This is a genomic window from Vibrio atypicus, from assembly GCF_009811315.1.
GTDB lineage: Bacteria > Pseudomonadota > Gammaproteobacteria > Enterobacterales > Vibrionaceae > Vibrio > Vibrio atypicus.
This window is the reverse complement of the sequence record NZ_BLID01000001.1, coordinates 826154-846830: the sequence shown is the minus strand read 5'-3', so window position 1 is coordinate 846830 and position 20677 is coordinate 826154. Positions and strand designations below refer to the sequence as shown.

At 43.5% G+C, this 20677-nt stretch carries 18 protein-coding genes; 10 read left to right on the top strand and 8 right to left on the bottom strand.

The window, feature by feature from the left end; translation table 11 throughout:
• Positions 1-33 precede the first annotated feature (33 nt).
• On the bottom strand, positions 34-2571 hold the full coding sequence (locus GVO60_RS03760; RefSeq protein ID WP_159651253.1) for a glycosyl hydrolase family 18 protein: 2538 nt from the start codon (positions 2569-2571) through the stop codon (positions 34-36).
• Between the two features lie 350 nt (positions 2572-2921).
• Positions 2922-4319, bottom strand: coding sequence for a tryptophanase (locus tag GVO60_RS03755; RefSeq protein WP_159651252.1), 1398 nt, complete (start codon positions 4317-4319; stop codon positions 2922-2924).
• A 409-nt stretch (positions 4320-4728) separates the two neighbouring features.
• Between GVO60_RS03755 and GVO60_RS03750 the strand changes: the two genes are divergently transcribed.
• The gene (locus GVO60_RS03750; protein WP_159651251.1) at positions 4729-5367 is read left to right on the top strand and encodes a DUF2057 family protein; all 639 of its coding nucleotides are present in this window, start codon (positions 4729-4731) and stop codon (positions 5365-5367) included.
• 39 nt (positions 5368-5406) lie between these two features.
• On the opposite strand, the gene GVO60_RS03745 is transcribed toward GVO60_RS03750, so the two are convergent.
• Positions 5407-6684, bottom strand: coding sequence for an HD-GYP domain-containing protein (locus GVO60_RS03745; RefSeq protein ID WP_159651250.1), 1278 nt, complete (start codon positions 6682-6684; stop codon positions 5407-5409).
• Between the two features lie 231 nt (positions 6685-6915).
• Between GVO60_RS03745 and GVO60_RS03740 the strand changes: the two genes are divergently transcribed.
• The 5 genes from GVO60_RS03740 (at position 6916) to sstT (ending at position 10470) form a co-directional block, all read left to right on the top strand.
• Positions 6916-7455: a GNAT family N-acetyltransferase gene (locus GVO60_RS03740; RefSeq protein ID WP_159651249.1), complete on the top strand. Its 540-nt coding sequence runs from the start codon at positions 6916-6918 to the stop codon at positions 7453-7455.
• 98 nt (positions 7456-7553) lie between these two features.
• Complete coding sequence (locus GVO60_RS03735; protein ID WP_159651248.1) at positions 7554-7982, top strand: hypothetical protein; 429 nt, start codon at positions 7554-7556, stop codon at positions 7980-7982.
• Complete coding sequence (locus tag GVO60_RS03730) at positions 7979-8575, top strand: SCO family protein (protein WP_159651247.1); 597 nt, start codon at positions 7979-7981, stop codon at positions 8573-8575. The genes GVO60_RS03735 and GVO60_RS03730 overlap by 4 nt, the downstream gene beginning before the upstream one ends.
• Position 8576: 1 nt before the next feature.
• Entirely contained in the window at positions 8577-9023 is a 447-nt protein-coding gene (locus tag GVO60_RS03725; RefSeq protein ID WP_159651246.1) for a copper chaperone PCu(A)C, read from the top strand.
• A gap of 226 nt (positions 9024-9249) precedes the next feature.
• A complete protein-coding gene (gene sstT / locus GVO60_RS03720) occupies positions 9250-10470 on the top strand; it encodes a serine/threonine transporter SstT (RefSeq protein ID WP_159651245.1) in 1221 nt (406 codons plus the stop codon).
• A gap of 54 nt (positions 10471-10524) precedes the next feature.
• Here sstT and GVO60_RS03715 read toward each other — a convergent pair whose 3' ends face one another.
• On the bottom strand, positions 10525-11664 hold the full coding sequence (locus tag GVO60_RS03715) for a tetratricopeptide repeat protein (protein WP_159651244.1): 1140 nt from the start codon (positions 11662-11664) through the stop codon (positions 10525-10527).
• 374 nt (positions 11665-12038) lie between these two features.
• Here GVO60_RS03715 and nagB point away from each other — a divergent pair, with 374 nt between their 5' ends.
• Positions 12039-12839 carry a glucosamine-6-phosphate deaminase gene (nagB, locus tag GVO60_RS03710; RefSeq protein WP_159651243.1) on the top strand — a complete coding sequence of 267 codons (801 nt, stop codon included), beginning with the start codon at positions 12039-12041 and terminating at the stop codon, positions 12837-12839.
• Between the two features lie 81 nt (positions 12840-12920).
• On the opposite strand, the gene GVO60_RS22405 is transcribed toward nagB, so the two are convergent.
• From GVO60_RS22405 to GVO60_RS03700, 3 genes are all read right to left on the bottom strand, one after another.
• Positions 12921-13097, bottom strand: a complete 177-nt coding sequence (locus tag GVO60_RS22405) for a hypothetical protein (protein WP_167522325.1) — start codon at positions 13095-13097, stop codon at positions 12921-12923.
• 84 nt (positions 13098-13181) lie between these two features.
• The gene (locus GVO60_RS03705) at positions 13182-13937 is read right to left on the bottom strand and encodes a PilZ domain-containing protein (RefSeq protein WP_159651242.1); all 756 of its coding nucleotides are present in this window, start codon (positions 13935-13937) and stop codon (positions 13182-13184) included.
• A gap of 132 nt (positions 13938-14069) precedes the next feature.
• Positions 14070-14789 (bottom strand): SDR family oxidoreductase, encoded by a 720-nt coding sequence (locus GVO60_RS03700; RefSeq protein ID WP_159651241.1) that lies wholly within the window; start codon positions 14787-14789, stop codon positions 14070-14072.
• 153 nt (positions 14790-14942) lie between these two features.
• On the opposite strand from GVO60_RS03700, the gene GVO60_RS03695 reads away from it, so the two are divergent.
• Positions 14943-15842 (top strand): LysR family transcriptional regulator, encoded by a 900-nt coding sequence (locus tag GVO60_RS03695; RefSeq protein ID WP_159651433.1) that lies wholly within the window; start codon positions 14943-14945, stop codon positions 15840-15842.
• A 49-nt stretch (positions 15843-15891) separates the two neighbouring features.
• On the opposite strand, the gene GVO60_RS03690 is transcribed toward GVO60_RS03695, so the two are convergent.
• Positions 15892-17328, bottom strand: a complete 1437-nt coding sequence (locus GVO60_RS03690; RefSeq protein ID WP_159651240.1) for a coniferyl aldehyde dehydrogenase — start codon at positions 17326-17328, stop codon at positions 15892-15894.
• Positions 17329-17686: 358 nt separating this feature from the next.
• Here GVO60_RS03690 and GVO60_RS03685 point away from each other — a divergent pair, with 358 nt between their 5' ends.
• The gene (locus GVO60_RS03685) at positions 17687-19435 is read left to right on the top strand and encodes an SgrR family transcriptional regulator (protein WP_159651239.1); all 1749 of its coding nucleotides are present in this window, start codon (positions 17687-17689) and stop codon (positions 19433-19435) included.
• 212 nt (positions 19436-19647) lie between these two features.
• Positions 19648-20637 (top strand): ABC transporter substrate-binding protein, encoded by a 990-nt coding sequence (locus GVO60_RS03680; RefSeq protein WP_159651432.1) that lies wholly within the window; start codon positions 19648-19650, stop codon positions 20635-20637.
• Positions 20638-20677 lie beyond the last annotated feature (40 nt).

Below are 20677 nucleotides of genomic sequence, written 5' to 3'. Positions count from 1 at the left end.
TGAATGGCTTTTTGTTATTTGACTAGTGGAAGATTAGTTAGTCGAGCAACTTGCAGGACCTACTTCTTTCCACACTCCCCATTGACCTGACTTAGTTGGGTCGTCACCTTTAGTCCACCACTTCGCTTCCCAAACTTTACCAGCCCAAGAAACTTGGTTACCACCAGTGTAGACTGTGGCTGTATCCCAAAGGTCGCTACACAAATCAGTACCGGTTGATTTCTTAGCAACAACTACCGTCGTTGACGCAGATGCCGTTGCTTTACCATCACTTACTGTAACCGTAAAGGCTAACGAAGTATCTTGCGTATACTCAGCTGCAACGAAGCTTACTGTTGCGCCATCTACCGTTGCATTGATACCAGTAGGTACATCCCATGAATACGTCAGTGCGTCGTTGTCTGCATCTGTCGAAGCCGAAGCGTCAACAACCACTACATCACCCGCATTTACATTTGCAGGAGCCGTAATAGCCGCAACTGGCGCTTGGTTAACTGGCGGAAGATCTTTTGGATTCACCGTCACTGTAACAGTATCCGATGCCGTCGCACCTTCATTATCCGTTACCGTCAACTTAAAGCTTAATGTCTCAGCTTGAGCCACTTCCGCCACGTCAAAGCTCGCAGTTGCGCTTGCTGCACCCGTTAGTGTAACAGCCGTGCCCGCGACTTGAGTCCATTGGTAACTTGCAATTGAACCATCAGAGTCTTTCGACGCACTGCCATCTAGCGAAACTGAAGCAGGACCAACAACCGTTACATCCGCACCTGCATTGGCAGTAGGGACACGATTTTGCGGTGGACCACCAGCAAGACCTTCATGCATCGCATTTAGGATATCACCATTGTCCGCATCAATTTCCCAAGAGAATAAACCTGCTAAGCCAAGTGAACGTACATACGCCCCTTTCGCTTTCACAGAACGGTCATCATCAAAGGTAATCAACTCACCTGTTGAACGATTCCAGACCCAAGCCGCTTCAGCTTGATCATCATAACCATATTCAAAGCCGTTAACGCCTTGTTTATTGTCACCCAGCATGAAAGTTTTCACGCCTTTGTAATCAATAACGCCATCTTCCCAAACGCCTTGTTCAGTCGTACCCGTAAGTTTACCCGTACCCTTACCTGTCATTGGGTCGCTAGGATCCGTCAGCGTATCAGGCGTAACACCTTCCCAACCGCGGCCGTACATTGCTGCGCCTAAAACAAGTTTGTTCGCCGGAACACCCTGAGCTAGCAGAAGCTGAATACCGTTGTCAGACGTGTACGCTGGTCCTTTATACGGTTCACCGTTCTCATCTAGACCAGTACCATCACACTGACCAGGGCGCATAAATGAACCACAGTACAATGCAGTTTGGTGCCCTACTACGTTATTCCAACCACCGTAAAAATCGTATGTCATTGCAAAGATGTAATCCATGTATTGAATCGCTTCACCATAGTTCACATCTTCAATTTTATCGTGACCAACACCAATCGCAGATGTCAGTTCATAAGTACGACCGGTTTCCGCTTCTAACCCATCAAGCATCACGCGAAGCTCTTGCATCAAAGCGATGTATGCTGGGCCATCATTTACTGGGTCGCCTTTGTCTGCAGCAGCACCGCCACCACCAGGGAATTCCCAGTCAATATCAACACCATCGTAGAACTTCCAGGTTTTAAGGAACTTCTTCACTGAGGCAACAAATGTGTCACGGTTTGCCTTATCAACAAAATCGTAGAATGGATCAGACAGTGTCCAACCACCGATAGACGGGATGATTTTGAGATCAGGATTGCGCTGTTTTAGCGCCATCATCATTGCGTAGTTACCTTTAATTGGTGAACTATACTCATGACCAGCTTGAGCAAAACTCTTCTGATAAGCTGCCCAAGGGTCATGAATGACGACTTCATAGTCCGCCACACCCTGACAAGCCGTTTGCAGTGCATTGAAGCTATTACCACCAACTGACTTCACTGATTCGTTCGGGCCACACACAGGAATAAAGCCATAAAGAATGTGAGTTAGGTTATCAGCTGGAAGATTATCAACTGTGTAGTCACGGCCATAAATACCCCATTCAACAAAATAGGTACCCACGACAGTGTTTGGATCCGTGTTGTAGGATTTGTTGTTTGGATCCACATTCATGGTTAGCGGTTTAAGGTGAGAGCCATCCGTATCGGCAACCACAATTTCAACTGGCGCACTCGCACTACAGCCTGTTGCGTCACAAGCCTCAATCGTCATCTGGTAACGACCACCTTGGCCATATGTGAAGTTAGCAGCGGTTTGACTACCCGAGATTGGGCCACTCGCCACTTCAACACCATCAAAAAGGATTTTATAAGTATCACCAGTCGAACCACTCCACTGATTAAACTTAACGGTGATGTTTGCTTCGTCGAAGTATTTCACCATCTGGTTGTATCCAGAGGTGGTTTCCATCGCGAGTTCTATTTTTGAAAACTGTAGGTTATTCGAGCCATATACGTCGACGCTTGGCGCGGTAGGTGCTGCAATCGATGCGCCTGAAACGGCCATCGCAATGCTAGCGGCACACAAAGTAATACGATTCATATCTATTTCTCTCGTTCCTTGAAGTTCACTCTAAAGTCAGAGTTAAAGCTGTTCTTCTAAACTAACGAAGAACATCCCTTTCAGTATTTAAGAGACTTTTTTTTAGATGAAAAAAATAAAAGTGGTTTACGAGCCAAAGTCAGAATTCATATCTGTGTTAGCATTTTGTTGCATTGTAAATAGGATATTGAGTCAGACTTTATAAACTCATAGCACGACAGAAGAAACCGCAGACTTTGAGAGAAGGAACAGGATCTGTAACTAAATGAAAGCTCCTTGATAAAATAGATGACTGCTTCCTACCAGATGGCAGAAAGCAGTGATTTGAGTTTACTCAATCGACATTGTGACTATTTCGCTTTGAAGCGTGCAGTAAAGTGACGAAGAACCGGTGGCTCGTAGTCGAACGTTAACCCTTTAAGCTCATGTGCGCTCTCTTTCAATGCGATAATCGCATCGGCGATGTAGTCCATATGGTCATTGGTATAAACACGGCGTGGGATCGTCAATCTCATAAGTTCCAGTTCGGAGGCTTTTTGCTCACCGGTTTCAGGATCGCGACCAAGCAGCAAAGAGCCTATCTCTACCGCTCGCACACCAGCTTCTAGGTAAAGCGCATTACACAGCACTTGCGCAGGGAATTCATCGGCTGGGATATGAGGTAAGATTTTTGCTGCATCGACAAACACAGCATGGCCGCCCGTTGGGTACTGAATCGGGATACCAGCTTCACGTAAGCGTTCGCCTAAATATTGAACTTGGCTAATGCGATAATGTAGATAGTCTTCATCTGCCCCTTCATACAAACCGCGTGCAAGAGCTTCCATATCTCGCCCAGCCATACCGCCATATGTCACGAACCCTTCCATAGGTACACAGCGTGTCTGCACAGCTTGGAACAGTTCTTTGTGATCGCGGATACAACACATACCACCAATATTCACCATTGGGTCTTTCTTCGCAGACATGGTCAACATATCACCGTATTGATACATTTCGCGGATAATTTCTAAGATCGACTTATCTTGGTAACCTTCTTCACGCTGCTTAATAAAGTAGGCGTTTTCACAATAACGAGCAGAGTCAATCACGACTGGAATATCATTCTTAGTTGCGATCTCATACACCGCTCTCATATTTTCCATCGAGACTGGCTGACCACCAGAACTATTACAAGTCACTGTAGTTATAATGGCGCAGATATTCTTAGAGCCATACATATCAATGGTCTCTTGCAGCTTTTCTAAGTCGAAATTACCTTTCCAATCATAGGGTGTAGTGGTATCAAACGCGTGCTTATCGACCACATTGATCGCTTTACCGCCATTGAGCTCAATATGTCCCGCCGTGGTATCGAAGTGATAGTTGGAAATAAAGACTGGATCGGTGCCTCCACGGACTGCTCGCATACGCTCAATCAAAGCAGGGAATAGGATCTGTTCAGCACCGCGGCCTTGGTGAGCTGGCACAGTTAACTTGTAACCGAAGAAATGTTCAACGGCATCACATAGGTTGTAGTAGTTACGGCTACCCGCATATGACTCATCCCCCATCATTATGCCGGCCCACTGATTATCACTCATTGCACCTGTACCGGAGTCAGTCAGTAGATCGATATAAACATCGTCACTGCGTAATAAAAATGGATTTAAACCCGCTTCATTGAGCGCTTCGACACGATCTTGATAAGTGGTCATTTTGATCGGTTCAACCATTTTGATGCGGAAAGGTTCAGGGATACGTTTCATTTTAATTTCCTTTAAATAGCGCTATTTCTGCAGTTCATCTGCATAGGGATTGATTTCATTGATTCGAAAAGCGTTGGTGCGTGCACACCGAAGAAATTAAGAAGAGTGAGATTCTTTGCTCTGTAGAGAAAGGCAATAATCTAAGTTGTACCATGACGACAACACAGCTCGGCTGTCGTGCATCCATGTGCAATTCATCGCGTTGTCCTTATGTGAGTGCATAAACAAGTTTATAACATAAACAATTATCTTAGCCTTTAACGTGAAGCATAGCCCAAATTAAACAACCCTGCGTTCCGCTTACTTACGTCATGATGTGGTTAAATCTCAACGATACGACTGCCAGAAGATTGCATTCTTTATAGGAGCTAGGCAAAGTACAGCTACTACAAATCAGATGGCACTAACTATGAAAATCAAAGCATCTTTATTTGCGCTTGCAGCCCTAAGTACAAGTGGAATGGCACTCGCTGATGTCACTATCTCAGTACCCGACACGGTGGAAGTTTTACTCGCTAACGAAGCTAAGCCGAACATCAGTGGTGGCCTATTTGCTTCCCATAATACGCTAACGTTACCAGATGGCGAAAACCAAATTCTGTTCTTATACAAGCCTTACTTTACTCAAGGTAGTGATCGTATCATTATCGAAAGCGATCCTATCGTTGCTAAATTTATAGCCAACGACACTGAGCTCACTTTCGATTTCCCGACATACAGAAACCAGCGTGATGCCAAACAAAACATTAAATCAGCGCAGTGGCAGTTTTTAGATCAAGACAACCAAGCTGTTCAAGTTAAACAGGAGCAGTTGGCGAAAGAAGGCATGCAAATTGGCCGTAATTTCAAGCTAGAAATTGCTGAATACAATCGACATAACGGCGTTGCATCATTGAACAACACTGTAACGGCAGTCACTCTACCAGCCAATGTTGCTAGCGAAGATTTACAAGGTGAAAACACCGCAGAGCAAATGCTGCATTTTTGGTATGAAAAAGCTGATGCTGAAACCCAAGTTCGCTTTAAGCAGTTCTTGTTAGAACAGTAAGATATGACAAAATAAGATGTAAAATAGAACAGCCAGTTTTTAAACGCTGGCTGTTTCTTTTAAACTCTCGCCAATAGAAATCTGATAGCACTCGATGTCATGCTGCTGAAGACAATCAAACACAGTTGGATCTAACTTACCGTCTTCCACTAACTCTCCGAGAATCATCATCGTCTTAGACAAGGGCAATCCTTCTCGATACGGGCGTGATTGCGTCATTGCTTGAAACACATCAGCAACCGCAACGATGCGACTTGGTAAATCTAACTCCTGTGCCATTTTACCTAACGGATACCCTGAACCATCTAGTCGTTCATGATGATTTGCTGCCCATTCTATTACTTGGCGGCAATGGAACATTTTCAATAATGCTTGGCGCGTATCTGTCGCATGACGACGAATACAGACGTATTCTTCCTCCGTCAATAAATTGGGCTTGTGCAGAACATCGATCGGGGTTTTGAGTTTTCCAATATCATGCACTAACCCCGCTAAATAAAGCATGCGTTGAAAACGTTCCGAGTAGCCCAATTGGTGACCCAAAAACTCCGTGAGTTTTGCGACATTGCGCGAATGCTCAAAAGTAAAGGGACTTTTTGCATCTACAACTTGGGCAAAAAGTTCAGCCACAGATATGGTCTCTTCCAACGTTAAGTTCGCAGAGAAAAATGGAACAACAGGAAATCGATGCGCCAAGCTTTCAATATACCGAGAGTCCATTGAAAACCAAAAATCATCACTATCCAATAACTCAACCATATGTTGCACTTGGTTCGATTCAAACATAGTCGACGTATTCGCTAATAACTCGCTAGAGATAGTTTCACGACTTCGTTGAGTTACGTTCCCGAAATTATCTGGATAATAGTTGGCGTGAAGATAATCCACTCGGTCAGATAAAAATAACAGCGCCGCAAACTGCTTATCTTCATCAGAAAGTTCATTGTTTACTTCAAGTTCACACCACCAAGTATGGTGATACAAAATTGGCAGAGCTAAGGAAGACAGAGGCTCGCATGCTGTAAGCAGCTCATATCCTTTCATACAATGGCTAACTGTGTCTTTGGGCACCATAGTACTCAGTAACGCACTGCGTTCTTCTCGTTGAGTCACGCCGCAATCATGAATTAGCCCAAGAGAAAAAACGATTTGCGCTTGTTCTTCACTCCATCCCATGCGCTGAGCACAACGGTAAGCAATATAGGCAACGCGATGACCGTGATGTATGTCATCAACCCCGACCGCATCCAATGCACTTGCCATTTCAAACAACACCTGACGTAAGTCTATACTGACGTTATCAAGTGACACTTCCATATTATCCCGCACTAAGTAACCATTTATGAGTAATTATTAATAGCTAGGCGAGAGTAAACTAAAGCAGTAGATAAAAACCACATGAATGTGACGGTTATTTACAAAAGTGTGATTTATATAACGAGACTCAGTAATTACGTGCCACATCAATTGCCGCTATTTCGCTAGGGCATGGTCTTGCTAGACTAAGTTTGATAGTTTGATGTTTCATAACCAATCAAAAGGATTGTCATGTTTACTATTGCCATTGATGACGAACTCAAATTAGCACTAGTTCAAGAGTCTTTCGCGCCACATTACGTTGAGTTGTTATCCGAACAAAAAGAATACTTATCCCAATGGTTAGCTTGGCCTGCCTTTTGTCAATCCGAGCAAGACTTTAGACTTTTCATTCAGCGAATGCTACAAGAATATGCCGATGGTAAGTCGATGACTTGCGCGATTGTCTATCACGATAAAATCGTAGGCAATTGTAGCTTCAATACCATCAACCATGATACCAAGTGCGCCGAAGTGGGGTATTGGCTATCTAACGAGTATCAAGGCAAAGGTATTGTTACTCGCGTAGTAACAAAGCTAATCGGCATCGCTTTCAATGATCTTATGCTTGAAAAAGTCCAGCTTTCAGCCGCCAAAGATAACCTCGCCAGTCGTGCGGTTGCAGAACGGTGCGGCATGATCCTTGAGGGCATTGTCACCAACCGTGAAAAAATCGGCGAACGTATTTTGGATCATGCCATTTATGGAATACACAAATCCAATAGGCCTTAGTTTTTGATTTGACCGCCAGCACAGAATTATCTGTCGTCTCATGTATTTATCATGGCTAGATGTTAGGATTGCGACTTTATAAACTGACAGAGACTACCGTGCCTTCGTTTATTAAGATTGCGCTGATTGCTGGCGCACTAGCGACCGGTTTTTTCGCCGGAGATATCTACCAGTGGTTTCAAAGCCAACCAACTCAGATATCACTCGATGACTATTGCTTACTTTCAACTCAGCCTTGTACCCAAGATGACATCCGTATTGTTGTTGATAGAGACATCAGCCAGCCCCTTATTCCTACACAAATGACGGTGAATTGGCCAAGCACCGATTCTGAGCAACTGTTCCTCACTTTGAAAGGATACGAAATGGAGATGGGAACAGCGATTTTTAAATTGGTTAAAAATGATGCTGGCCAGTTTAGTGGCGAGATCATGTTACCAGTTTGCACATTAGAAGCCATGACATGGGTCGGTGAGCTTTCAGATGGTACGCAAACAATGAATGCAGCACTAAGGATGGAAAGATGAGTAAAAACTGGATACTAACCTTAATGGCAGCCTTCGTTTTAGGGTTTGGGATTAAAAGTTATTTTGATGCTCAGTCAACAGCCAAACGAAACACAGTTGGCTCAGAACAAACGATTCTGTTTGGAGAAGCCAATCGAGCAGTCGACATTTTTGATCTGAAAGATAACCGAATTCGAGTGGTCTACTTTGGCTTTACCCGCTGTCCAGATGTCTGTCCGACTTCTCTCGCCATGATGGCAGGTGCGCTTAACCAAGTTGATGATGAAACCAAAGCTCGTTTTCGTCCTATGTTCATTTCACTCGATCCTGAACGTGATGCCGCAGCGGACTCTTACAAATATGCTCAATATTTCCATCCTATGATAGAAGGGCTATCTGCGCCTCTTGACGTAACCGCCCCACTGGCTCATCGCTATGGTGTCATTTTCAGAAAAACAGAACTTGAAAACTCAGAATTAAAATACACCCTTGATCATAGTTCCTATTTTTACTTTCTAAAACCAGATGGCACACTCATAACCAAAGTGCCACACACGTTAACACCAGCACCTCTGGTTGAAGCGTTCAATACCATTACTTCAGAAGGAAAATAACATGAAGTTGAAAGCACTTCTTCTTGCCACTTTGGTACTTAGCCCAATTGCCCACGCTAAAATGGATATCATGGCGCACCATGCTTATGCTCGTGCAACCCCACCAAATGCGGCAACTAGCGCCGTTTTTGCTGAAATCATGAATCGTGGTGATAGCGATCGCTTTATTGTCTCTGCAACAACAGACGCCGCAGAAAAAGTTGAGTTGCATGATGTAATTAAAGAAGGCGATGTAATGAAGATGCGCCAAGTAGACCGAATCAAAGTTCCAGCTAATGGAAGCGTTGAACTTAAACCAGGCAGCTTACACATCATGCTGTTTGACTTAAAGAAACCATTAGTGGAAGGTGAAAAGATTGACGTTCAAGTTACCTTTGCCAATGGCCAAAAACAAACATTCGCAGCACCAATCAAGAAAGTGATGAGCGGAATGAAACATAAGCATTGATCTTCCCCGCTTTAAATAACAATAAAGGGAGCTAAGGCTCCCTTTATTGTTATTTAAAGAAACAGCAAAACAACATAATATTCACATCACATATTAAATCTTAATTTTTCCTGCTAATTTTCAATTAAATCTAGACACAATATTTCATCACGCTAGTATACCTTGCTCAGTTTGAGATAACTGAAATCACTATAATTCTATAAATTGATTCATTTCAGGGATAACTATGCAACACAACTCACTTTTTGCTCGTCTCGCTCGCGGCAATCTGGTTTTGCAAATCCTAGCTGGTATCATTCTTGGTGTCGGCTTAGCGATTATTGCTCCAGAGTCTGCGAAAGATGCGGGAATGCTTGGAAGCTTGTTCGTCGGCGCACTTAAAGCAGTCGCTCCTATCTTAGTTTTTATTCTGGTCGCGGCCTCAATCGCAAACCAAAAGAAAAACCAGCATACATATATGCGCCCAATCGTGGTTCTTTACCTTTTCGGTACGCTTACCGCAGCTTTGACTGCTGTCGTACTTAGCTTCCTATTCCCAACCACATTAACGCTAGTATCTGGTGCTGAAGGCACGACCCCACCACAAGGCATTGCTGAAGTCATGAACACACTTCTGTTCAAACTTGTCGATAACCCTGTGAATGCACTGATGAGCGCGAACTACATTGGTATTCTTGCTTGGGCTGTTGGTCTTGGTCTTGCGCTTCACCACGCTTCTGCAACAACCAAAGCAGTATTTGAAGATCTTAGCCACGGCGTTTCTCAGATCGTTCGTTTTATTATTCGTTTAGCACCGTTTGGCATCTTTGGCCTTGTTGCATCAACACTCGCAACAACGGGCTTTGATGCACTAGCAGGTTATGCACACCTTCTGGCAGTGCTGCTTGGTTCAATGGCCATAATTGCCCTCGTGGTCAATCCAATCATAGTATTGGTGAAGACAGGCGAAAACCCTTACCCATTGGTATTCCAATGCCTGCGTGAAAGTGGTGTAACGGCATTCTTTACTCGTTCAAGTGCCGCGAACATCCCAGTAAACATGGCATTGTGTGAAAAGCTAAAGCTAGATGAGGATACTTATTCTGTTTCTATTCCTCTAGGCGCGACTATCAACATGGCTGGTGCTGCGATCACGATTACAACGCTAACACTAGCGGCTGTGCACACCATGGGTATTGAGATTGATCTGTTGACGGCTCTACTGCTTAGCCTAGTAGCAGCGGTGTCGGCATGTGGTGCATCTGGTGTGGCAGGCGGTTCTCTACTGCTTATCCCACTGGCATGTGGCCTGTTTGGTATTCCAAATGAAATCGCGATGCAAGTTGTGGCGGTTGGCTTTATTATCGGTGTGGTGCAAGACTCAGCCGAAACTGCACTCAACAGCTCAACAGACGTTGTATTCACTGCAGCCGTTTGTAAGTCTAAGCAAAAGCAAGCTAAAGCTTAATCTAACAGAGCAATGTATGAACCTAAAAAAGGCCTCTAAATTAGAGGCCTTTTTTTAATGCTTGTCCATTGGAGATTGACTGAAATCGACTTTCTCCGCCACCACTTCAGATTTGGGGCTTTCTACTAGGGTTTCGGAAGTCTCTTCACCACTCGTCTCCATCGGCTGTTCGTTTGTAGCAACTGATTGTTCCAATAGTGGCACATCACGCTTGTATAGCTTATTTAGTGCTTTAATGATGGAGTGTTTTCCGACTTTATTCTCTCTAATCTTCTTCATCATTGGTTTGCTGAGGCCTTGTAACCCCACAACTGTATCAACGCCAATATTCAAAGCGACTCTATCTCGCAGTCCTTTGGCGCGTTCATAGCCCAATTGACTAGCAAGAAACAGCCATATATAAGCAATGGCACTACCATTAGGTCGAAAATCCATCCATGCTTCACCTGCTGCATACATGGCTTCAAGGTGACCTTTCTCAGCGGCCCTTTCGAGCCAATAACATCCTTTTGCGTGATCAGCAGAAACACCTAAACCGTTAATGTAGCTCAAACCCAACTTCATTCGGCCTTCATTGCTACGGAGCTGCGCTGCGACTCGGTAATACTCAATCGATTTAGTCGCATCCACATGAGAGTTACTGTCTGATATCCACCAATCCCCCAAAAACAGCATCGCATCAATATAGCCCTGTGCAGCAGCTGCTTCCATGACCTGAATGGCTTTAAATTGGTCTTGCTCTGTACCGCGGCCATGAAAAAGCGCTACACCCATTTCAAATTTATGTGGCAGACTGCCTTCAATCGCTGCAATACAGGTTTGCCAAAACTTCGACTGTTCTTTAAGTATTAAGTCTTGCTTCATTTTCGCACTGATCCGCACGATTCCGTACATCCCAGTGACATTGTCTAGTTTTGCAGCCTTGGTATACCAATATAGAGCTTCTTTAGGCTTAGTACGCTCAGCTTCTTTCGCTAGATAAAGAATCGTTGGAATGTGTCCACCTTCAGCTTTATAGATCCGCTCTTCTCTTTCTTGCTTACGATTTTTTTCTATCGCTTTACGATAGGCAATTTCTCGCTCTTTTCGTTCTTGTTCTAAACGTTTTTTGCGCATAGAAAGGGCTAACATCCACAAAAACATGCAGAGAAGCAGTAGCCCAGTAATACCTATTGCAATACCTATAATATTCATTCAGTTTTCTTTTATTTTTCTCAACGTTTCTTTATCGGCCAAGCACTCAATCAGTTGAGTTCTATCATCATACCTCATTTAGAAACCATACACCTGACCATAAATTCAAAGTTTGCGCTAACAGCTGGGTTTGTAACAACTATTGCTAAGCCTTGCCTCAAAAATCATAAATTTAACCGCGAGAATTAATGACGAGACACAAGGTTAAACTTCTAGAAAAACCCGTTACGACAACGATTAAATGGACTAGTGTTAAGCTAATCTCAAATTTATCGAGAAAATTTGACCAAAAACAATAGAAGATCGCAAAGACTTATTTTATAATGCGAATTAATGTTTCAGAGCATCACAAATTCTAATATTAGGGGCAAAAAATGAGACTTATCCCGTTAAACCAAGCAGCACAAGTAGGTAAGTGGGCAGCAGCGCACATTGTTAAGCGCATTAACGATTTCCAACCAACTGCTGAACGTCCATTCGTTCTAGGTCTACCAACTGGTGGTACACCTCTAGCGACTTACAAAGCACTTATCGAACTGCACAAAGCTGGCGAAGTTAGCTTTAAGCACGTTGTTACATTTAACATGGATGAGTACATTGGTATCCCTGCGGATCACCCAGAATCATACCGTACCTTCATGTACACAAACTTCTTCAACCACATTGATATCCAAGAAGAGAACATCAACCTTCTTGACGGCAATGCGGAAAACAACGAAGTTGAGTGTCAACGTTACGAAGACAAGATCAAGTCTTACGGTCGCATCAACCTATTTATGGGTGGTGTTGGTAACGATGGTCACATTGCGTTCAACGAACCAGCATCTTCTCTGTCTTCACGTACTCGTATCAAGACACTAACTGAAGATACACGTATCGCTAACTCTCGTTTCTTCGATGGCGACATCAGCCAAGTACCAAAATACGCACTAACAATCGGTGTTGGTACACTACTAGATTCTGAAGAAATCATGATCCTAGTAACTGGTCACAACAAAGCACTTGCTCTAGAAGCAGCAGTTGAAGGCAGCGTAAACCACCTATGGACTGTATCTGCACTTCAGCTACACCCTAAATCAGTGATCGTATGTGATGAGCCAGCAACTCAAGAGCTAAAAGTGAAGACTGTTAAGTACTTCTCTGAGCTAGAAGCTGAGAACATCAAAGGCTTCTAAGCCTAATTAGGGCTTACTTGCTCTAATGACTAAATACAAAAATCCGAGCTATTAGCTCGGATTTTTTACTTTCAAAGGTTCTTAACTCTCTGGAAATTCAGAGCGGCGCACATTGTCATCAGAATGAGCACTCCAATGCTCATTAGGATCAAATGCTTCGTCACATAGGTCTATTGAATAGCCCATTTCAAGCACTTCTTTAATCGTTAGATTATCGGCAACTTGAGTGACTTCACCTTTTTCATTACGTAGTTCCATACTGCCCTCTCAGTGTCAGCTCGACTAAAACTTTCACTACCAATAAGTATAGTTCACTCCTTTCAATTACGTGGGTTCCAAAAACTACAAGGTAAACTTTTGCTGCAACTGGCAGAAATTCAGTTTCTCAATAAGAGAGCTGACATACGCAACACTCTGCTCTTCAAATTTCACACCATATTTCTTGTATTGATTACTCTGGCTGACATTTTTGACAACGGCATGTAAGAACCGTGCAGGTTCATTGCTCTCATCCTCAAGAATCTGCAAACTAATACAATTGCCAACACGATAATTACTCGTAGAACGATCCAACACAATCAAGCAGCCCGATTGAGATATATCCCGAATCTGACATAGATACTTCTGCCTCTCGGGATCAAGCAGCGCATCAATCGACAGTTCTAAACGCGCATTATCTCTCAGACCAACTACAACTTGAGTAGCTTTAGGTAAGGTAACCAGCAATAGGCTCGTATTCCCCCCATTAAGAACATACTCAATTTTGCTCTTAAAATAGATCCTTGAACCCTCGCCTTTTGAGTTCAAAACACAGACTTGAAGAGGGTAGCCTCTCTGCATAAAAACGGCCGTTTCTTTTACTGAAATATCCGGCATTTCCAACAAAATAATATTGTTTGAATGCATACCGATGTAACGCGTTTTGCACCTCAGCAATTTTTTAGTGGGCGTCGAGACAATACATGCGACTTCACAAAGAGGAGACACATCAGCAAAGGCATCTTCACCATATTTTATACTCGCATTGGGTTCTTCTGCTTTATGATTAGAGTCAAGTTGAAGCTCATCCGCTTCTTCCAATTTCGTTGCAACGTCCATAGCACCTCAAATAAGCAACCAGTCCCATAATTTAGTTGTAGGCGTAATTCACTAATTTGCAATGTAGAAAGCAGTAAAAACAAAAACGGCCAGCATCAAGCTGACCGTTTTGTGATATTAATTCAAAACCAATTATGGCTGCTGTTTAGTTGGTGCTAGCGCAATTTCACGAACACAAACATTTTGCGGTTGGTTGTAAGCGAATTCCACTGCACGTGCAATGTCATCTGCTGCAAGTACACCACCCATGTCGACTTTCCAATCGTCATAACCATCTTTTATTTCTTGTGATGTGGTGTGAGAAAGAAGTTCCGTCTCTACCGCACCTGGAGCAATGGTGGTAACGCGTACATTTGATGCCGCTACTTCTTCACGAACATTTTCAGAAATTGCGTGTACCGCAAACTTAGTACCACAGTAAGCAGCGTGATTTGGGAACGTTTTCTTACCAGCAATTGAACTGATGTTGATAATAGTGCCGCTATTATTTTCCATCATTGGAGTTAAGACAGCTTGCATACCATTGAGTAGTCCCAGTACGTTCACGTCGAACATACGCTTCCACTCAGACGCATCTTGAGTATCAATTTGACCAAGTAGCATCACACCAGCATTGTTAACTAAGCCATCAACCGGGCCAAACTTTGCTTCCGCTTTTGCAATCGCAGCATCAAACGTTGCTTTGTCTGTTACATCAACTTGTTCACACAATGTATTTGGAAGGTTAAGCATTTCTAGACGTTCAACACGACGAGCGAGAAGCAATAAAGGGTGACCTGCATTACTTAGGCGACGAGCGATCGCTTCACCAATACCTGAACTTGCGCCTGTGATTACAATTAATTTTTTCATTTAGTTCTTCCTCTATCTTTCTGTCTTGTTGCAGCCTGTATTGCTGCGATGGAGGTATACTAAGAAAAAACCTTTTGTTGATATATATCACTTTAGTTGAAACACTGTTGTCACGGTGCAACAATGGAAGCAACACTTTTTTGCGGAGTCATCATGCTCAATCAAATCAACCTCGCTGATATTCGTTCTTTTGTTCTCATCGCTCAACTTGGTAATTTCACTAAAGCAGCGGAAGCACTCGATGTTTCTCGCTCGCATGTATCTCGCCAAATTAGCCAGTTGGAAAAACAAATGGGGGTGACTCTTCTCATCCGAACCACCCGAATGCTCAAATTGACTGAGGCTGGAAAAGCTTTCTACATTCAATGTGAAAAAGCGCTCAATGAGATCGATCAAGCGCTCATTGCTGCTGTAGAAGATATTGAAGTATTGCAAGGCGAAATAAAAATCAACTGTGTCGGTGGCTACTTGGGGGAAGAGCTTATTGCTCAGGTCGCCAGTGAATTTATGCATCAACACCCACAAGTAACGGTCAACCTAGATTTCAGCAGTCATCGAGTTGACCTGATAGAAGATGATTTCGATATTGCATTTCGTATGGGCAAACTCGACGATGCCGGATTTATTGCTAAGAAGCTCATGCGAGTCGACATGGGCACGCTCGCAAGCCCAAACTACTTAAACAAATTCCCAAGCATAGAGCACCCTAAACAGCTAAATAACCACCAATGCCTAACTGGTTCAGTAAAGCGTTGGAGCTTTGAACACTGCAGCACAAAGCAAACATTTGATGCTTCTATTTCTGGTCATTTGCACTGTAAAAATGGGCGGGTACTGGTTAAAGGCGCACTAAATGGCAATGGCATTATTCGTGTCCCAACCATTTATTGTCAGCAAGAGATCGATGAAGGGCAACTTGTCGAGGTATTTAAAGAGTGGCGAGTACCAAGCGTTGATTTTTCGATGATTTACCACCGAGACCGATATCAACCCAAGAGGCTGAAACTGTTTATTGAGTTTGTCAAAATCTACTTTGAACAACATCCGATTTGACGAAAACAGTCGCTGATACGCAAACTAAGCGTATCAGCTCATTTCGTTCTCAACGTATAAACAATTTCCCCAATGCACTCTCGGCCAGTTTACGAAATTTAAGCAATAGCCGGCTTCGAGGTAACCAGCTACTGGTGTGCAGCACGGTTTTGGCCTTAGAAAACGTCAGGAAACCTTCTTTACCGTGGTAGTGGCCTAAACCCGATTCGCCAATTCCGCCAAATGGGGCATCTTCTGCAGCCACATGAAGTAATGTATCGTTAATGGCTACCCCACCACTATGTGTCTGCTCAATCACCTGTCTCTGCAAATTCTTATCATCAGACATCAAATAAAGTGCTAACGGCCTTGGCTTGCTATTGATATAGGCGTAAACCTCATTGATGTGTCGATAGCCAATTACAGGTAGAATTGGGCCGAAGATCTCCTGCTTCATCACGAGCATATCTTCTGTGACGCCGGTAATTAGATGAGGCAGCATTCGACGACCAGAGACTTCAACACCTTCAATGGTATGAATTCCAGCTCCGTGAGCTTTTGCATCCTCTAATAACTCATTTAATCGAGCGAATTGGCCATCATTAATAATTTGGCTTACCGAGTCCGCTTGTCCTTTTTCAACATACAGAGATTGGAACCGCTCCAAGTAAAGGCGGATGAAAGCAAGCTCTTTGCCTTTTGGTACCAATACGTAATCAGGTGCAACACAGATCTGGCCAGAGTTCACTGACTTACCCAGCATGATCGCATCGACTGCGCGTTTTAAATCGATTTCATCATCAACGAGCGTCGGTGACTTACCACCAAGCTCCAACGTAACCGGTGTAAGATTCTTTGCTGCCGCCTGTGCCACAAGTCGTCCAACGGCTGTCGAGCCCGTAAAAATTAAGTGATCAAATGGGAGCTGCGAAAAGTAGCTCGCAATGTCTGATCCACCTTCTACTGGGTATATATTCTGATCGATTTGTTCAAAGACTTGACTCAATACTTGGTTGGTCTTTGGGGTGTGTTCGCTGAGCTTGACCATTACCCGGTTTCCGGCTGCAATCGCAGTTACGATAGGCGCGATACTGAGTACTATTGGAAAGTTCCAAGGTACAATTACACCAACAACGCCAAGGGGTTGATATTCAACTTTGATACGAGAAGGGGCTAACAACAAACCAGACGAACGTCGGCTCGGTTTCATCCATTTTTTAAGATGCTTAATAGTGTAGTTAATGTGTGAAACCGCAGGCAATATATCGCAAATCAGGCTATCAAAGCGGCTCCGAAAGCCATAATCCTGATTTAGCGCCGAAACTAACTCTTCTTGCCTTTCCAATAACGATTCCTTCAATATCTGAAGGCGTTCTATACGAACATCATAATCAGGAAAAGGTTGCGATTTATAGCATGCACTAACTTCGGTGAACAACTGTTTGAGCTCTTGCTCTGACTTGATGTGTTCCTTTTGCCATCGATTGAGGTCTACGACTCTTTCCATACTCTAGCCAGCATAATGATTCAATTCACGGATAATATTAGTCTCAAATAACCGCAAAGTCTTCTAACTTTACTCATCATCGAAGCAGTTTGTTACTCATTCCCCGCAAATAAAGGCTTCAAGACAGCACTGATTGGTCAGTTCGTGGGGGTGTCAGGAGCATGAGCCCAATCAGCGCTGAATATGGCTTGAACCACGAAGTTAGAATGCCATTTAATAGGAACAACAAATACAGTCAGATTAAATTTTCCTTATTCCTGTTTTAAAGTTATTTGCTGGAAATTTAGCTTTTCTATACTCAAAAAGGATAAAATAAGGAACAATTAAGAACTTAAATCATCACAATTTTGGAGAAAAGATGTCTGATTTGACGCTTCTACGCTACTACACTCGCCTTGAGCCACTTGGCGTTGGCAAAGAAATCAAAACAGCTTTGCCCATGATTGCAGAAGTACTATTTACCAGCCCACGCCATGCTCGCAATCTATTAAACGACATGCAAAAGCTAGATTGGTTGCAGTGGAAGCCGAAAGTCGGGCGAAATCAACGTTCGACTCTTTACCTCAATACAACTCTATTGGAGTTAAAAAAGCAGCTTGCCGCTATTAGGATCAGAGAAGGGAAATATGAGAAAGCCCTATCGATTCTAGATGATGACGAGCGTACTTTCGGGCAACTGCTACAGAAGACTTCAGGAGCATCACTCAGAGAAGGTCGATTACACATTCAGCTCACCTACAAACGGCCATTTGAGTATTTAGTGCCACATCACTTACAACGTTCGAGTGAACGATATCTTTTACGCCAAATATACTGCTGCCTCGTTGGAAGTAACAATGAAGGCCAGCTCGAACCGCAACTAGCTCATCACTGGCAACATGACAATCATTATCAAGAGTGGACCTTTTATTTAAGGCCAGGACTGCGTTTTCACAATGGTGAGGAAATCAATGCAAGGGGTGTGGCCGAGCTATTCAACAAACTCAAAAACCTATCTCATTATCGAAGTGAGTTAGCCCATTTAGATGATGTGAAAGCCCCACTCAACAACAAGGTTGTTTTCACGCTCTCTATTCCTGATCAAGGCTTTGGTGGACTTATCTCCGGCGTCAAGTATGGTATTCAGCCAGCAAGCCAACTTGCAACACAAGGCACTCCATTGGTGATCGGAAGTGGCCCATTTTTAGTCACTGAGCATGCGAAAAACAGGCTCTGTCTAGAAGCGTTTGAACACTATTATGCTTGTAGAGCACTGACCGATCAGGTCACCATTTGGCAATTAGATGAGAAGGAGCTCATCGAAAAACAGATAGAAACCAATCAGCCTGAAGCACACGATAGCAACTGCAACTATTATCTTTCTCACGCCGTAGATGCGCACACTCGCAAAGACACCCAACAATCACGAACAGAAGATGGCTGTCTATTCATTTTATTCAATCAAAAACCCAATCACGCTCTAAATGATGCACAGCGCCGCTACCTTTCCAGTTTCATCACCGCTGAAAAAGTGCTCAATTGCCTTAAAGAAAATCAATCTTTGTTTGGCTGTGAGACCGCAAATAACTTGCTACCAATGTGGCATAACATCGTTCGCCCACAAGCCCCAGAAACGCCATTACCGGAACAAATATCTATTGCGGTATACAACTATACGGCTCTTAAAAGCTGCGCCGAAGCTGTGAAAAACATCCTTGAACATCAAGGGACACAAGTCACAATTAACAGCTACTCTTTTAGAGAACTCAACCAGTTATCAATGGATGGTGAACTCAGAGAATCCCTGATCATTACCAACATTAACCTTGATGACAATCGTCACGCTTCTGCGTTCAATAGCCTCTACCATAACCCCGTATTACAAAGCTGTATTGGTGACGAAGCGAAACTTTGGCTCACTCAGTCTTTAGACACTCTACGCTCTGAAACTTCTCTTTCAAACTACTTACATGCCTTAGAACCCATTGCCTCCGCACTCATTAATCAATACTGGTTAACACCACTCTTTCACCACAGACAAACACTTCGATTTCACGGTGTCTTGAAAGATGTTGAACTTACCAACTGGGGATGGCCAGAAATACGCAATGTTTGGTCTGCCGACTAGACCACACCAATACTTCGAACTCAAACCATCCTGCCAACTAATCTGTATAAGCCACATAAAAAATGGTGATTAAGACAGCATAATCTCGTCAAAATAACGCAATTTCTTACAAAGTTTGCATTTTAACAGTGTCACACCTCTAAAAATTTAATTTGAACTCTAACCATTAAATCTCTATTTTTAAAGAGCATTCATTAAAAAGGGAAATTATGATGAGAGTAAAAACGGCAGCATTGCTAGTGATGAGCGCTACAGCTCTAAATGCACAAGCTGGCGAGTGCGGCAAAGTCACTATCGCAGATATGAACTGGAACTCCGCAACAGTCATCGCCAACATAGACCGATTTATTCTTGAACACGGATACGGTTGTGACGCTGAATTGATCCCTGGTGATACAATGCCAACGGGCACATCCATGATCGAAAAAGGCCAGCCGGACGTTGCTCCAGAGTTTTGGAGTAATAGTCTTAAAGACGCGCTAGACAAAGGTGTCGCTGACAAACGCCTTCGTTTTGCCGGAAAATCACTGGTAGATGGTGGTGAGGAAGGCTTCTGGGTTCCAGCTTCTTTAGTCAAAGAGTACCCTGAAATCGCGACTATCGAAGGTGTTAAGAAACACGCTAAGCTATTTGAACACCCAGAAGACCCTGATAAATCAGGATTCTACACATGTCCAGCAGGTTGGAACTGTCAAATCAGTGCAGGTAACTTGTTTAATGCTCTTGAGTTAGATAAATCTGGCTTTTCCATTGTTGATCCTGGGTCAAGTGCAGGTCTTTCTGGTGCCATCGCTAAAGCCAACGAGCGTGGTGAAGCTTGGCTTGGATACTACTGGGCACCAACAGCCGTACTTGGCAAATACGAAATGGTTAAGGTCGACTTCGGTAGCGGTGTCGATGAAGCCGAGTTCGTAAACTGTACCACTCAAGCAGAGTGTGCCGACCCTAAACCAACCATGTACCCACCTTCACCAGTTCATACCATCACAACAGAAGAGTTCGCGACTCGTGCTCCGGCAGCGTATGACTACTTCACAAAACGTGGCTTTACCAACGCAGATATGAACCAACTTCTCGCCTGGATGGAAGACAATCAAGCCGATGGTGAAGAAGCAATGTTCCACTTCCTAGAAGATTATCAGCGTGTTTGGCAAGCTTGGGTTTCTCCTGAAGTGGCAAGTAAAATAAAACAAGCTCTTTAATCCTCAATAGCGCACGACGCACTATTCTAAAGATGTACTC

What these genes read in the sequence shown, in the direction of transcription:
- GVO60_RS03685 (WP_159651239.1), top strand. Translation starts at nt 17,687, where the DNA reads ATGTCTGATTTGACGCTTCTACGCTACTACACTCGCCTTGAGCCACTT.
- GVO60_RS03695 (WP_159651433.1), top strand. Translation starts at nt 14,943, where the DNA reads ATGCTCAATCAAATCAACCTCGCTGATATTCGTTCTTTTGTTCTCATC.
- GVO60_RS03740 (WP_159651249.1), top strand. Translation starts at nt 6,916, where the DNA reads ATGTTTACTATTGCCATTGATGACGAACTCAAATTAGCACTAGTTCAA.
- GVO60_RS03760 (WP_159651253.1), bottom strand. Translation starts at nt 2,571, where the DNA reads ATGAATCGTATTACTTTGTGTGCCGCTAGCATTGCGATGGCCGTTTCA.
- GVO60_RS03745 (WP_159651250.1), bottom strand. Translation starts at nt 6,684, where the DNA reads ATGGAAGTGTCACTTGATAACGTCAGTATAGACTTACGTCAGGTGTTG.
- sstT (WP_159651245.1), top strand. Translation starts at nt 9,250, where the DNA reads ATGCAACACAACTCACTTTTTGCTCGTCTCGCTCGCGGCAATCTGGTT.
- GVO60_RS03700 (WP_159651241.1), bottom strand. Translation starts at nt 14,789, where the DNA reads ATGAAAAAATTAATTGTAATCACAGGCGCAAGTTCAGGTATTGGTGAA.
- GVO60_RS03715 (WP_159651244.1), bottom strand. Translation starts at nt 11,664, where the DNA reads ATGAATATTATAGGTATTGCAATAGGTATTACTGGGCTACTGCTTCTC.
- GVO60_RS03725 (WP_159651246.1), top strand. Translation starts at nt 8,577, where the DNA reads ATGAAGTTGAAAGCACTTCTTCTTGCCACTTTGGTACTTAGCCCAATT.
- GVO60_RS03750 (WP_159651251.1), top strand. Translation starts at nt 4,729, where the DNA reads ATGAAAATCAAAGCATCTTTATTTGCGCTTGCAGCCCTAAGTACAAGT.
- GVO60_RS03705 (WP_159651242.1), bottom strand. Translation starts at nt 13,937, where the DNA reads ATGGACGTTGCAACGAAATTGGAAGAAGCGGATGAGCTTCAACTTGAC.
- nagB (WP_159651243.1), top strand. Translation starts at nt 12,039, where the DNA reads ATGAGACTTATCCCGTTAAACCAAGCAGCACAAGTAGGTAAGTGGGCA.
- GVO60_RS03730 (WP_159651247.1), top strand. Translation starts at nt 7,979, where the DNA reads ATGAGTAAAAACTGGATACTAACCTTAATGGCAGCCTTCGTTTTAGGG.
- GVO60_RS03690 (WP_159651240.1), bottom strand. Translation starts at nt 17,328, where the DNA reads ATGGAAAGAGTCGTAGACCTCAATCGATGGCAAAAGGAACACATCAAG.
- GVO60_RS03680 (WP_159651432.1), top strand. Translation starts at nt 19,648, where the DNA reads ATGAGAGTAAAAACGGCAGCATTGCTAGTGATGAGCGCTACAGCTCTA.
- GVO60_RS22405 (WP_167522325.1), bottom strand. Translation starts at nt 13,097, where the DNA reads ATGGAACTACGTAATGAAAAAGGTGAAGTCACTCAAGTTGCCGATAAT.
- GVO60_RS03755 (WP_159651252.1), bottom strand. Translation starts at nt 4,319, where the DNA reads ATGAAACGTATCCCTGAACCTTTCCGCATCAAAATGGTTGAACCGATC.